A 13,644-nucleotide genomic window follows, 5' to 3' on the forward strand; every position below is an offset into this window, starting at 1 on the left:
AGATCACTATGCATCAATCGATTGGTAAAATATTACCTTCTGATGGCTTCTTAGTTCAAGAGAGCCCCCCTTTAACATATGAGCATTATCAAGCGCTTTATCAGCTTTATCAACCCATTATAGGTGCTAAAAGTGTTGCGGTTTACATGACATTAAATACACAAGTACTTCATACAAAAACAAGAACGCATCATCACCTCATGCAAACGATGAACCTTTCGCTTGATGAATGGTATGATGCACGTATTAAATGCGAAGCGATTGGCTTGATCCAAACTTATAAAGAAAAGAATGCTGATGTTGATCTATATTATTATCGTCTGCTTAAACCGTCTACAGCATTTGAATTTCTTCAAGATGATTTGTTAAGTCAAATGCTCTATCATCACGTTGGACAGCCGAAATATCAGGAACTATTAGAAAGAATTGAGCAAACTAAAAATTTATCATTGGATCAAAAAGACGATATTACAAAACCATTCACTGATATATTTTCCGTTGTTGATCCTATTTCTGTTCCAAAACCTAGTGCAGACTCAAATGAATCAACATCCTCAATTGATATCGATGTCTCAATTGATTGGGACTGGCTGAAGAAAGTTTTAGAAGATCGCATGCTTCCTTCTGATATCATTTTTAGTCAAGAAAATAATACGTTAATTAAACAAATGACGGCTTTATATCGTTTAGATACAAACCAGCTTGAAAAAGCACTACAATGGGCAATTGATGAAAATCATTCTCTTAACAGAACGGAATTTAAAACGGCTTGTCTAGATCTAACGACGATGTCTGAAGAGAGTCCTAAAGAAGTAAACAAAAGAGAAAAGATCAAAGATCGTTCATCTAGTAAAGAAAAGACAAAACAAGAGCGTTTTATCGATCAGATGGAAACGATCACGCCCAAAGAATTACTTGAAGATCTATCAAATGGTTCTCAAGCCTCAACACAAGATTTAAAGATGATTGCTTCTATTATGGAGCAACAAGGCTTAACGCCCGGTGTTATGAATGTTTTGATCCATTATGTAATGTTAAAAACAGATATGAAGTTAACGAAATCTTATTTAGAAAAGATTGCAAGTCATTGGTCTAGAAAGAATGTGAAAACAGTCCACCAGGCGATGACGCTTGCGAAGTCTGAGCATAAAAAGTATCAACAATGGACGCATCAACCGAAAAAGTCATATTACAACTCTAAAGCCAAAAAAGAAGTGGTTCCTGAATGGTTTAAAAATCAAAAAACGAACTCAGCAAAACAATCAAAACAAACAGACGACTCGAGTCAAGATGTCACTGATTTATTAAAATCCTTTGAAGAGCAAAAGACGCAAAAATAAAGGAGAATGACAATGGAATCCATACGAGCATCTTTGAAGAAATGGATGAATGAACGACAATCATTCCAAGAAGCTTATCAACAGATGAGAGAAGAACTATTAAATGACCCTGATATTCAATCAGTTATTCAAGCGCACCCTAAACTTGATCAAAAGGCTGTTGACCGTCAATTGATTAAATTATATGAATACTACTCACAAAATAAAGATTGTTCGAATTGTTCAGAACGTGGTGGGGGTTGTGCTGAGAATATTCTTCCAGGTTATAAGCCTGTCCTCGAGGTTGAAGGAACAACAATCCATTTAAGCTACGTGAAATGTAAGTATACAGAAATTAAGGAACAACAGATGAAGCGTACAAATTTAATAAAGAGTTTGTATATGCCTAAGGAAATATTGGAGGCGTCTATATCAACAATTGATGCTGCAGATCCTGACCGACATAACGCTATTAAAACGATTGTTAACTATTTAAAATCGATTCATGATGAAATACCCAAAAAGGGTTTTTATATCCATGGGCCATTTGGTGTCGGTAAAACTTATTTTTTAGGTGCGATTGCTAATGAGTTCGCAGATAAAAACATTGAATCCATGCTTATTTACATGCCTGAACTTGTTCGGGAAATAAAAGGATCATTCAAAGATGATTCAGTTGGTGAGAAAATCGATCGTTTTAAAAAAGTACAAGCCTTGATGATTGATGATATAGGAGCGGAATCACTGTCTTCTTGGTTTAGAGATGAAGTGTTAGGCTCAATTTTACAATATCGTATGATGGAAGGCTTACCTACTTTCTTTACTTCTAATTATTCTTTAGATCAACTTGAGCATCACTTATCAACAACAACGAAAGGCGATGTTGAGCAGTTGAAGGCTGGACGTATTATCGAACGAATTCAACAAGTAAGTGAGCCAATTGAAATTAACGCGGCTAATCGACGATAAAAGTTTTACACAATTTTGACCATTAAGTATGACCCTCTGCCATACAATGTATTAAAAAGGTTTGGTAAGGGGGCGGGATAATGGTTGAACTTCAATTTGAAACGAAAGACTCATCTCACCGCATGTATCAGCTATTAACAAAACGAATGCTTACCATTTCATCTGTGAAGTTACCTAAATTGACTATTCCAAATGAATATGAGCAACCTTTATACGATGCATGTGTTGAACTTTTTTATTTAGATTGTTTAATGCCTTTAATGGTTGATCGACTCACTTCGAACTATCATTATGATGTAGAAAAAGATTTGCGTATGGTCAATCAAATTATGCGTTTTATTTCTAGATTGTTATTGACCGATAACTTTATAAAAAGTCCATCCCTTTATGATTATAGAAGGCTAATTATAAAGCACTTTTGTTCCTCCAAAATAAACAACATGATTATGTATGCTCAGACGTGTGATGCGTTTTTCTATCGATTTGAATGGTTAATAGATGATATTATTGCCCGGGCAATAGATGAAATTAAATTAGATGAGACATATGCGGAATTTTTGCTATCGAGTCAAAAATTTTTAAAACATAAAGAAAAAGGCCCTTCAGTAACGATTCAGGCCGTGAACGGCAAAACGATTTGTTATCAAATGGGCGGTCTAACATCTGTTTCTTATGTGAAAAAAGAAGATTTATTGGCGCTACCAATAAATCTACAATGCATTGCGTATGATTTTCCAGTATTAGCATTTTTGATTCATAAAAACCCAGCTTTTATTTCATTTCCCGTCTCAATTGAAAACAAGAATTTTATTCGTTTTTTAAAACGCTTGTATGGCAATCGTATTTGTATATCGGCCGTATAAATAGATCTTGATTTTTTGCTTTGCTTAAGATATAATGCTATCCATATTCAATATTAAAAGTGTTGATGAGGACACGATCTTAGATCAATGTTCAAAAGAGAGGAAAGTGTTGGTGAAATCTTTCCGTTCAATTGTCTAATGATTACCACCTCTGAACTCTATATCTGAACTGATATTCAGATAAGATATAGCGTCTTTCTACGTTACAGAAAATGAGCCAAACATGTAGAGTGTTTGGGAATCTAAGGTGGAACCACGAGCTAACGCTTGTCCTTTTGCGAAAATGCAGAAGGATGAGCGTTTTTATATGGTTGTCAATAAGATTAATGAAGGAGTGGATGAATGTGTCAAATGAAGTGATGATTACATTTCCGGATGGAGCGAGTAAACCGTTTCCTGAAGGTGTAACAGGTGAAGAAATTGCCCAATCAATTTCACCGGGGTTAAAAAAGCAAGCTTTAGCAATTACGTTGGACGATGTTTATTATGATTTGCGCACGCCGTTAAAACAGGGTGGTTCAATTGCGATCATTACAACAAAACAACAAGAAGGTTTAGAGATCTTGCGACACTCAACAGCCCACATTATGGCTCAGGCAATCAAAAGGTTATATGGTGAGGGTGTTAATCTAGGTGTTGGTCCGACGATTGAAGATGGGTTTTATTATGATATCGATATGGATGAGACATTAACGCCAGAAGACCTACCTAAGATTGAAAAAGAAATGAAACAAATCGTAGATGAAAATTTAGAGTTTAAACGTATAGAAGTCACACGTGATGAAGCTAAGGAACGTTATCAAGCGATTGGTGATGACTTAAAACTTGAATTACTCGAAGCCATTCCAGAAGATGAAACGGTAACGATTTATGAACAAGGTGAATTCTTCGATTTATGCCGTGGTGTTCACATTCCATCGACGAGCAAAGTAAAAGTATTCAAGCTACTTAATATATCAGGTGCTTACTGGCGCGGTGATAGCAATAACAAAATGCTTCAACGTATTTATGGAACAGCTTTTGCAAAGCAATCAGAACTTGATGAATACCTTAGATTAAGAGAAGAAGCAAAAGAACGTGATCATCGAAAATTAGGTAAAGAACTTGGTATTTTCACCGTTTCTCAAAAAGTAGGTCAAGGATTGCCGTTGTGGCTTCCTAAAGGTGCAACGATTCGTCGAACAATTGAACGTTATATTGTTGATTTAGAGGAACGCCTAGGTTATGACCATGTTTATACACCTGTACTTGGAAATGTTGAGTTATATAAGACAAGTGGACACTGGGATCATTATAAAGATGATATGTTTCCAACGTTAGAGATGGATAATGAAGATCTCGTTTTACGTCCAATGAATTGCCCGCATCATATGATGGTATATAAAAACCAAAAATATAGCTATCGTCACCTCCCTGTTCGGCTTGCCGAACTTGGAACGATGCATCGACATGAAATGTCAGGTGCGCTTGCCGGTTTGCAACGTGTTCGAGCAATGACGCTAAATGACGCACACATTTTTGCTAGACCCGATCAACTGAAAGAAGAATTTATCCGCGTTGTTGAGATGGTTCAAAATGTTTATCAAGATTTCGGTATAGATGATTATTACTTCCGACTCTCTTATCGCGATCCTGAAGATAAATCAAAATATGTTGATAATGATGAGATGTGGGAAAAAGCGCAAGCCATGTTAAAAGAAACAATGGAAGATATGGAACTTGATTATGTTGAAGCAACAGGCGAAGCAGCATTTTACGGCCCTAAACTAGATGTGCAAGTTAAAACAGCGCTAGGAAAAGACGAAACATTATCAACGGTCCAACTTGACTTCCATTTACCGGAACGGTTTGATTTAAGTTATGTAGGAGAAGATGGTCAAGATCATCGTCCAGTTGTTATTCACCGTGGTGTTGTTTCAACTATGGAACGATTTGTGGCATTTCTTATCGAAGAGTATAAAGGAGCTTTCCCGACATGGTTAGCGCCTGTTCAAGCCCGAATCATTCCTGTTTCTACTGATGTTCATTTAGATTATGCGAAAAAAGTAGAAGACCAGTTGCGCTTGAACGGTGTTCGAGTGGAACTTGATCACAGAGATGAAAAGATCGGTTATAAAATTCGTGAAGCGCAAACAGAAAAGATACCATTTGCAATTGTTGTGGGCGATAAAGAGATGGAAACAAACTCAGTTAACATACGTCGCTACAGTGAGCAAAATTCAGAAACAGTGGAACTTGACGCTTACATTGATCTCATTAAAAATGAAATCAATCAACGTGTGATGAGATAATCACAACTAGATAAAGATTTTAATTTGATTTGACAACCTAAAGTCCTCATGGTATTATAGTTTAAGTGAAATTGAATATGATCTATTGACAAGTAGAGGCACCCGCTTCTCGCCTGTATGACACATTTAAATGTAGTTGCCAGGTTCAAACGATTCTGAATTAAACAGGATATGTGTGGGTGCAGTGTGCACTCACACTTTTTTATTTATAAGGTTATGATTTAAAGGTTGATATTCACACTTATAAGTAGACTTGTCAATTGACCGTAATGGTTTAGTTGCTGCTTTTTTCAACTCTTAAGCAGCAGGTCATGATTCATGCGCTTTTATAAAACACGGAGGTGGATGATTATTAGCAAAGATATGAATGTCAATGAGAAGATTCGTGCACGTGAAGTACGACTAATTGATTCGAACGGAGACCAATTAGGTGTTAAATCTCGTCAGGAAGCTTTGGATATTGCCGCAACACGAAACTTAGATTTAGTTTTAGTTGCACCGAATGCAAAACCGCCTGTATGTCGTATTATGGATTACGGAAAATACCGCTTTGAACAACAAAAGAAAGAAAAAGAAGCGCGTAAAAAGCAAAAAACAATTAATGTTAAAGAAGTGCGTCTAAGCCCAGGAATTGAAGAGCATGACTTTAATACAAAATTGCGTAATGCCCGTAAGTTCTTAGACAAAGGTGACAAAGTGAAAGTATCGATCCGTTTCCGCGGACGTGCTATTACACACAAAGACCTCGGTCGTAAAGTTTTAGAGCAAATGGCTGATGCATGTAAAGATGTATCAACTGTTGAGCAAAAACCTAAAATGGAAGGTCGCAGCATGTTCTTAATGCTTGCACCTGTTAATGAAAAAAACTAGTTAGCATTTAATGCTTTAAGGAGGAACCACTTATGCCAAAAATGAAGACACATAAAGGCACACAAAAACGTTTCAAGAGAACAGCAACAGGAAAGCTTAAACGCTCTCACGCGTACACAAGCCACATGTTCGCTAATAAATCACAAAAGCAAAAACGTAAACTACGTAAAAGTGCAGTTGTTTCTGCAGGCGATCAAAAACGTATCGATCAAATGATACCAAGATAATTAAACTAAAGATATTTTCGGTTACACATATAGGAGGGAATTATTATGGCACGTGTTAAAGGTGGAACAGTTACACGCAAGCGTCGTAAACGCATATTAAAATTAGCAAAAGGTTATTATGGTTCAAAACATTCGTTATTTAAAGTAGCGAAACAACAAGTATGGAAATCAGGTCAGTATGCATACCGTGACCGTAAACAGAAAAAACGTGACTTCCGTAAATTATGGATTTCTCGTATTAACGCAGCAGCGCGTTTAAATGATTTATCATATAGCCGTTTAATGCACGGTCTAAAATTAGCGGGTATTGAAGTTAACCGTAAAATGCTAGCAGAACTTGCTATTTCAGATGAAAAAGCATTTGCACAAATAGCAGACCAAGCTAAAGCTGCATTGAATAAATAATCTAGAATAATAAGTTAAAAAGGGGTTGTTTCTTATCTAGAAACAACCCCTTTAAAGTAGGCACTTATTGTATTGTTTGTTACAATGGCACAGTAGAAATAAGAGGGGTTGTAAATATGTCGCTTCAGTTGGTGACCTATCTCATTGTCGTTAACGTTATCGGTTTATGGATAATGAAGACAGACAAAAAAAGAGCAGCAAAAAGACAATGGAGACTATCTGAGAAAAGCATTTGGTCTATTAGTTTGGTTGGAGGGGCTTTTGGTGTATTTTGTGGCATGAAACTTTTTCGCCACAAAACGAAACATGCCACTTTTCGTTTCGGGATACCAGCATTAATCATTCTACAACTCGTATTGTTAACTAAAATGGGTGGGTTTCTATAATCATATTCCATTCTCTAATTTCATAAATTAAAAGGACTCAGAAAGGAGGCGAATTGGCATGGAAGAAATTGAAGGTTATATCCAGTTAGTACGTGAATCACATATTTTAATAGCACCACTTTTGTTTGTTTTATTACACGTCATTCGTCCCATTTTATTTATTCCTGTAGTTCTTATCTTTATTGCGGGTGGTTTGATTTTTGGCATTGTACCTGGCATTGTGTTGTCGATTATAGGTGTTGTTTTATCAAGTGCGACCTTTTACCAATTAACGCGTATGTTACCGGGTTTTACAAATCGATTATTGCGTATGAAAAGCAAAATGTTCGGTAAAGATGCTCATATGCAAACAGGTCAAATTGCAATTTTAAGATTAATCCCCTTTATTCATTATCATTTGTTATCGTTTTTAATCTATGAATCTTCTCCTGATTTTAAAACGTATATAGAATCGTCATTTTATTCGGCAATACCAAGTGCTATTGTCTATACTGCGATCGGGCAGTCAATTACAAATTTTTCGCCGATTTTAACATTTGGGCTAGTGATCGGGCTGATTCCATTGTTCTTTGTTTTTGGTAAAAAGAACAATCAAATCACTGTCCGTGAGTTCACGAGATAAAAGGAGAATATATATGCAATGGGAAAAGCTATTCGATATGCAACAAAAATTAGATCAGTACATTCAGTCTAATCATAACGTTTCAAGTGAAGAAATATTTGATCACAAAATATTGGCATTGTTTGTGGAGTTAGGAGAACTAGCTAACGAAACGCGAACGTTTAAATTTTGGAGTGTGAAAGAAGCTTCTTCTAAATCTGTTTTGTTAGAAGAGTTTGTAGATAACATTCATTTTCTTTTGTCTCTAGGTTTAGACGATGGACATAAGCCAGCATCGATTGATCATATGCCATATGAAGGTGATTTAACGGGTTTATTCAATCAGTTGTATCGAGCGATCGATTACTACCGAGATGACCGGTCAATCGCAAGCTATTTGACTGTATTCGGGCTTTATTTAACACTAGGCGATCAGTTAGGATTTTCAGACCAATCTATACAACAAGCTTATATTGATAAAAATGAAGTGAATTACAAGCGTCAAGACGAAAATTATTAGAACAATTCATTTGTTTCGTTACTTAGAAAAAGATATAATTGATAAAGAAAGGAAGGCGATTACATAATGAGTGATACACTTAAATTATTTAAAGATTTAACAGAAGCAAATGGTATTTCAGGTAATGAACGAGAAGCACGAGCAGTGATGAAAAAGCATATCGAACCCTATGCAACATCTGTTTATACAGATCATTTAGGCAGTTTAATCGCTGAGAAAGTTGGACAAAAAGAAGGGCCTAAAGTTATGGTTGCGGGTCATTTAGATGAAATTGGTTTAATGGTAACTCGAATTGATGACAATGGCTTTTTATACTTCCAAACTATTGGGGGCTGGTGGAATCAAGTAATGCTAGCTCAACGTGTAACCGTGATGACGAGTGAAGAAAACTTAGTAGGAATTATCGGATCTAAACCACCTCATATTATGACAGCAGAGGCACGTAAAAAACCTTACGAAATCAAAGATATGTTTATCGATATCGGTGCAACGTCTAAAGAAGAGGCAGAATCTTTCGGTGTTAAACCAGGTGATTCCGTCGTTCCATATTTTGAATTTCAGTCGATGAAAAATGAGAAGTTATTATTAGCTAAAGCATGGGATAACCGAATCGGTTGTGCGATTGCAGTAGAAGTTCTAAAACAATTACAAGATGTTGAGCATCCTAACACGGTTTATGGTGTGGGAACTGTTCAAGAAGAAGTTGGTTTAAGAGGTGCTAAAACAGCTGCTAATTCAATAAATCCAGATATTGGTTTTGCGGTTGATACAGGTATAGCAGGTGATACACCGGGTATTACTGCGAATGAAGCGGATAGTAAAATTGGTGAGGGTCCTCAAATCATCATTTATGATGCCTCTATGATTTCGCACAAAGGCTTAAGAGATTTTGTCATTAAGACAGCTGAAGACAATGATATACCTTATCAATTTGCGACACTTGCTGCCGGTGGAACGGATAGTGGTTCAATTCATTTAACATCTAATGGCGTTCCAACCCTTTCAATCGGTATTGCGACGCGTTACATTCATTCACACGCTGGTATTATTCATCGTGATGATTTTGATCATACAGTAAAACTTATGGTAGAAATCATTAAAGGATTAGACCAAGAACAAGTAAAGCAGATTACGTTTGATTAACTGATTTAAAAAAGATGTTCACTCAAATTTTGAGTGAACATCTTTTTAGTTATTTTTCATCTTTTTTCTTGTCTTTCTTATTTGCCTTTTTCTTTGGTTTTTTATCTTTAGTTGAATTCATTTCTTCTTGTTCTTCTGTTAGAACTTCAGAAACAGCATCGACTAATGCATCATCATGGACAGCAGATGAAATGACTTCTGTGATGACGTGGTCATCCGCTACTTTTTTAAGTTCCTGACTAACACTTTGCTCGATTTCATACTCTTGTTTTAGTCCCATATTTAACGAATAGATCATAATCAATAGAATGATCGCAAACGGAAGCCCTGTAATGATTGAAGCTGTTTGTAAAGCGGTTAGTCCACCACCTACAAGTAATGTTGCAGCGACAACACCTTCCATAACAGCCCAGAAAATCCGCTGAGGTACAGGTGAATCAAGTTTACCACCAGACGTTAAGTGATCGACAACGAGTGAACCAGAGTCTGACGAGGTAACGAAAAAGATCGTTACAAGAATAATGGCAATGAATGATAAGACACTTGATATTGGTAGATTATCCACCATCGCAAATAAGGCAAGAGACTCATCTTGTGCGACAAACCCAGCAATATCTCCAATGCCATTTACTTCTTGGAAAATGGCTGTGCCTCCGAATACTGACATCCATAAAAATGAAATAATTGTAGGAATAAGTACAACACCAAAAATAAATTCTCTTACAGTACGTCCTTTAGACACACGCGCAATAAACATACCAACGAATGGAGACCAAGAAATCCACCATGCCCAGTAGAACACGGTCCATCCACCTTGCCAATCGGTAGCTCGGAACGTTTCGGCCCATAAACTCATTTCCATGAAATTTGCAATGTAAAAACCAATGTTTTGTGTGAAACCGCTTAAAACGTAAACGGTAGGTCCAGCGATCATCACAAAAACTAAAAAGACTCCTGCCAAGATCATGTTAATTTCACTTAATCGTTTAACACCACCATCAAGCCCCATAATGACAGAAATCGTTGCAAAACCAGTAATAATTGCAATAAGTGTCACTTGAACACCGACACTAATATCGATATCGAATAAATGGTTAAGTCCTGCATTCACTTGAGAAACTCCGAGCCCAAGTGATGTCGCGAGTCCTGTCAAGGTTGCTAAGACAGATAGAATATCGATCAGGTTTCCCCAAAATCCATAAATTTTATTACCGATGAGTGGATAGAACAACGATCGAATCGTGAGTGGTAAGCCTTTGTTGTATGAGAAAAAGGCTAGACCTAAACCGACTATTGCGTAAATCGCCCAAGGATGAATACCCCAATGGAAAAATGTATTAGCCATAGCGGCCTGAGCTGCATGAGCTGAATACGGTTCACTTCCAAACATCGGTGATGGAGAATCAAGGTGCATAATAGGCTCAGCAACACTCCAGAATAAAAGCCCAATCCCCATACCAGCACTTAAAAGCATGGCATACCATGCAAAAGTTGAAAACTCAGGAATAGCTCCTTTACCACCAATCACAATCTTACCGTAACGGCCAAATGCAAAATAAATTCCGGCTACTATAAAGATATTGGCAACAAAGATCATAAACCAACCTGTTTGGGTTGTTATGTATTCCAATGTATTTTCAAATAATGTCTCTGCTTGGCTTGGGAATAGTAGAGTAAGTGATATAAAAGCAATTAAAATTACAGATGAAATAATCGTAACTTGAGGATGAATATCAAAGCCAAATCCTTGCCAATTATTCTCTCCAACCTCTTCTTTACCTTCTTCATCAAAAAGTGAAACAGTCGGGATGATCTGTAACCCTTTAAATGGCTTGCGATTTTTGATCGCTCTTTTACGTGCTTCTGCTTCTGCCTTTTTTAGTTTTTTCTCAAGCCTTCGTTGAGATTCTAATTCTTCACGTGTTTGTTTATCCATGTAATCAACCTTTTTCTATTATTTTTGTCTTCTAAATTATACTAGCTTCATGGTCTATATTCAATTGTATAAACGACAAAAAAGCCAAGATCCCGATAAGATCTTAGCTTTTATGCCTGATAAGAAGATAACACTTTCTTAACATAGTTTTGTGTCTCATTAAAAGGTGGAATGCCACCGTGTCGATCGACATTGCCAGGTCCAGCATTATAAGCAGCTAAGGCAAGCGTCGTGTCTTGATCGTAACGATCTAACATTTGTTTTAAATATCTTGTACCACCAAAGATATTTTCTTGAGGATCAAAAGAATTAGTGACACCTAATCCTCGAGCAGTTTCGGGCATAAGTTGCATCAATCCTTCGGCACCAGCATGACTAACGGCATTGGGGTCAAAGTTTGATTCGGTTTCAATAACTGAACGAATTAATGAAGGATCGACGTTATATTCTTCGCTTGCCATATTGACGATCGAATCAATATCAGATGACATATTCATTTTCAAAGGTGAGGCATAGGCCTCAACTTGCTCAAATCCAGAAGGGCGACCTTCAACAATATCTCGAATACTCATCTCATTTGATGTTTGTGCTGATGAAGCTTTTTGCATCAACATTTCCAACATGGGATTGAACGATGATTGCATCTGCGATTGACTTTGGTCTGAACGTAATCCTCTGATCGCTTGTGTTTGCATCATTGATTGTAATTGATTAATATCCATCGTGTCATTTCCTTTCATATTAAACCATTATCATTAGTTTAAGCGAAAGGAAACGATTTGACAAGGTAAATTAACTCACTTGGACGGCGCCTTCAAGCTTTTCAAGTAAAGATTCTTTCTCAACAGGGGAAGAACTTTGCCATATCTGTTCAAACAAAACACCTAAACCTGGCAACATTTTCTCTTCACCGCTTGTAATCGCATCAACAATTGTTTCTTCTAAATCATCTTTTTTGTTATCTGATACATTTTTAAGAATTGCTTCTCGTAAATTCAAGTCCATACTCGATCACCTCAATTTAGATTTATAAAAATAGTTTGACCTAATCGATCAACAATATGTATGATAAAGCTAATAAAAGTTGAATAAAAGGATGTGCACAAGTGATTACGTCTGTGAAGAATGAAACAATTAAAAATTGGTCAAAGCTAAAAAAGAAAAAATATCGAGAAAAAATGCAACAATTTATTATTGAAGGAGATCATTTAATTGAAGAAGCGATCTCAAGTGGTTGGGAAATTGATGCGATTGTTGCAGTAGAGAATAAAACATTTGATCATTCTGATAACAGTTTGAAGGTTGTGCGTGTTACGGAACCAGTGATGCTTCATCTTTCTGAAACGAAGAGCCCACAAGGGATTTTAGCAATTGTCAAGATGAAGGCTTTTAATATAACAACGCAAAAGCGATTATTATTACTGGATGAAATTCAAGATCCAGGTAATTTAGGAACGATGATTCGAACAGCAGACGCTGCTGGATTTGATGCGGTTTTATTAGGGCGTGGAACAGTAGATGTCTATAATGATAAAACTATTCGTTCAACACAAGGGTCGTTGTTTCATTTGCCGATTCTTCCTGTTGATCTGTTAGAAGAAATACCACGCTTAAAAGCAGAAGGTGTTAATATTTTAGTATCAACGTTAGAACGAGCAAAAACGATAGATCAAGTTAATCCAACTGATAAAATGGGCTTAGTTGTAGGGAATGAAGGAAATGGTGTGAGTGATGCCATTTTAGAATTGGCTGATGAGCGGATTCATATCCCAATATACGGTCAAGCAGAATCGTTAAATGTGAGTGTAGCTGCAGGCATTATGATGTATGCCTTACAAATGAAATGATATAAATTTAATTAAAACAGAAAAAAAGTTGCATATTTAAACTTACTTTCCTATAATAAAACAAAGATGAATAGTTAAAAGCAATGAAAGAGCTAGTAAGCTTTTTAAATTTGATGAAAAAAAGGGATGCACTGCCACGACTGAAAGCATGCACATCAAAAAAAGCTGAAATTTCACTCTGGAGCTGGCGCTTGGACCTTGGATTAACAAGTAAAGGCGTACCGGATTGTTAATCCGTTATGAATGAATGAAGTGAGTAACTGACGC

General features: G+C 36.5%; 15 protein-coding genes and 3 other annotated features (1 of these 18 running past the window's edge). Of the genes, 12 read left to right on the forward strand and 3 right to left on the reverse strand.

Going from position 1 to position 13,644, the window contains the following annotated elements:
- The first annotated feature begins 8 nt into the window (after positions 1–8).
- The 11 genes from BLR62_RS04965 to BLR62_RS05015 all read left to right on the forward strand — a co-directional run bounded on the left by BLR62_RS04965 (position 9) and on the right by BLR62_RS05015 (position 9,594).
- The gene (locus tag BLR62_RS04965) at positions 9–1,340 is read left to right on the forward strand and encodes a replication initiation and membrane attachment family protein (protein WP_090794005.1); all 1,332 of its coding nucleotides are present in this window, start codon (positions 9–11) and stop codon (positions 1,338–1,340) included.
- A gap of 12 nt (positions 1,341–1,352) precedes the next feature.
- The gene (gene dnaI / locus BLR62_RS04970; RefSeq protein ID WP_090794008.1) at positions 1,353–2,288 is read left to right on the forward strand and encodes a primosomal protein DnaI; all 936 of its coding nucleotides are present in this window, start codon (positions 1,353–1,355) and stop codon (positions 2,286–2,288) included.
- 80 nt (positions 2,289–2,368) lie between these two features.
- Positions 2,369–3,151 (forward strand): hypothetical protein, encoded by a 783-nt coding sequence (locus tag BLR62_RS04975; protein WP_090794011.1) that lies wholly within the window; start codon positions 2,369–2,371, stop codon positions 3,149–3,151.
- Positions 3,152–3,204: 53 nt separating this feature from the next.
- Positions 3,205–3,429: a binding site (T-box leader), on the forward strand.
- An 81-nt stretch (positions 3,430–3,510) separates the two neighbouring features.
- Positions 3,511–5,442: a threonine--tRNA ligase gene (thrS, locus tag BLR62_RS04980; protein WP_245719412.1), complete on the forward strand. Its 1,932-nt coding sequence runs from the start codon at positions 3,511–3,513 to the stop codon at positions 5,440–5,442.
- Between the two features lie 84 nt (positions 5,443–5,526).
- Positions 5,527–5,652, forward strand: a sequence feature (ribosomal protein L20 leader region).
- 153 nt (positions 5,653–5,805) lie between these two features.
- Positions 5,806–6,312: a translation initiation factor IF-3 gene (gene infC, locus BLR62_RS04985; RefSeq protein WP_143008356.1), complete on the forward strand. Its 507-nt coding sequence runs from the start codon at positions 5,806–5,808 to the stop codon at positions 6,310–6,312.
- Positions 6,313–6,344: 32 nt separating this feature from the next.
- Positions 6,345–6,539 (forward strand): 50S ribosomal protein L35, encoded by a 195-nt coding sequence (rpmI, locus tag BLR62_RS04990; RefSeq protein ID WP_090794020.1) that lies wholly within the window; start codon positions 6,345–6,347, stop codon positions 6,537–6,539.
- Between the two features lie 45 nt (positions 6,540–6,584).
- The gene (rplT, locus tag BLR62_RS04995; RefSeq protein ID WP_090794023.1) at positions 6,585–6,944 is read left to right on the forward strand and encodes a 50S ribosomal protein L20; all 360 of its coding nucleotides are present in this window, start codon (positions 6,585–6,587) and stop codon (positions 6,942–6,944) included.
- A 116-nt stretch (positions 6,945–7,060) separates the two neighbouring features.
- On the forward strand, positions 7,061–7,330 hold the full coding sequence (locus BLR62_RS05000) for a DUF1294 domain-containing protein (protein ID WP_090794026.1): 270 nt from the start codon (positions 7,061–7,063) through the stop codon (positions 7,328–7,330).
- Between the two features lie 58 nt (positions 7,331–7,388).
- Positions 7,389–7,952: a TVP38/TMEM64 family protein gene (locus BLR62_RS05005; protein ID WP_090794029.1), complete on the forward strand. Its 564-nt coding sequence runs from the start codon at positions 7,389–7,391 to the stop codon at positions 7,950–7,952.
- 13 nt (positions 7,953–7,965) lie between these two features.
- Positions 7,966–8,451, forward strand: a complete 486-nt coding sequence (locus tag BLR62_RS05010) for a dUTP diphosphatase (RefSeq protein WP_090794032.1) — start codon at positions 7,966–7,968, stop codon at positions 8,449–8,451.
- Between the two features lie 66 nt (positions 8,452–8,517).
- Complete coding sequence (locus BLR62_RS05015; protein WP_090794034.1) at positions 8,518–9,594, forward strand: M42 family metallopeptidase; 1,077 nt, start codon at positions 8,518–8,520, stop codon at positions 9,592–9,594.
- Positions 9,595–9,643: 49 nt separating this feature from the next.
- On the opposite strand, the gene BLR62_RS05020 is transcribed toward BLR62_RS05015, so the two are convergent.
- The 3 genes from BLR62_RS05020 to sspI form a co-directional block, all read right to left on the reverse strand.
- A complete protein-coding gene (locus BLR62_RS05020; protein ID WP_090794037.1) occupies positions 9,644–11,530 on the reverse strand; it encodes a BCCT family transporter in 1,887 nt (628 codons plus the stop codon).
- Positions 11,531–11,640: 110 nt separating this feature from the next.
- Positions 11,641–12,270, reverse strand: a complete 630-nt coding sequence (locus tag BLR62_RS05025) for a lytic transglycosylase domain-containing protein (protein WP_245719398.1) — start codon at positions 12,268–12,270, stop codon at positions 11,641–11,643.
- 52 nt (positions 12,271–12,322) lie between these two features.
- Positions 12,323–12,535 carry a small acid-soluble spore protein SspI gene (gene sspI, locus BLR62_RS05030; protein ID WP_090794043.1) on the reverse strand — a complete coding sequence of 71 codons (213 nt, stop codon included), beginning with the start codon at positions 12,533–12,535 and terminating at the stop codon, positions 12,323–12,325.
- 113 nt (positions 12,536–12,648) lie between these two features.
- On the opposite strand from sspI, the gene BLR62_RS05035 reads away from it, so the two are divergent.
- Positions 12,649–13,377: a TrmH family RNA methyltransferase gene (locus BLR62_RS05035; protein ID WP_342706532.1), complete on the forward strand. Its 729-nt coding sequence runs from the start codon at positions 12,649–12,651 to the stop codon at positions 13,375–13,377.
- Between the two features lie 74 nt (positions 13,378–13,451).
- Positions 13,452–13,644: a binding site (T-box leader), on the forward strand; it runs 50 nt beyond the window's last position.

The organism is Pelagirhabdus alkalitolerans (assembly GCF_900096905.1).
GTDB lineage: Bacteria > Bacillota > Bacilli > Bacillales > Amphibacillaceae > Pelagirhabdus > Pelagirhabdus alkalitolerans.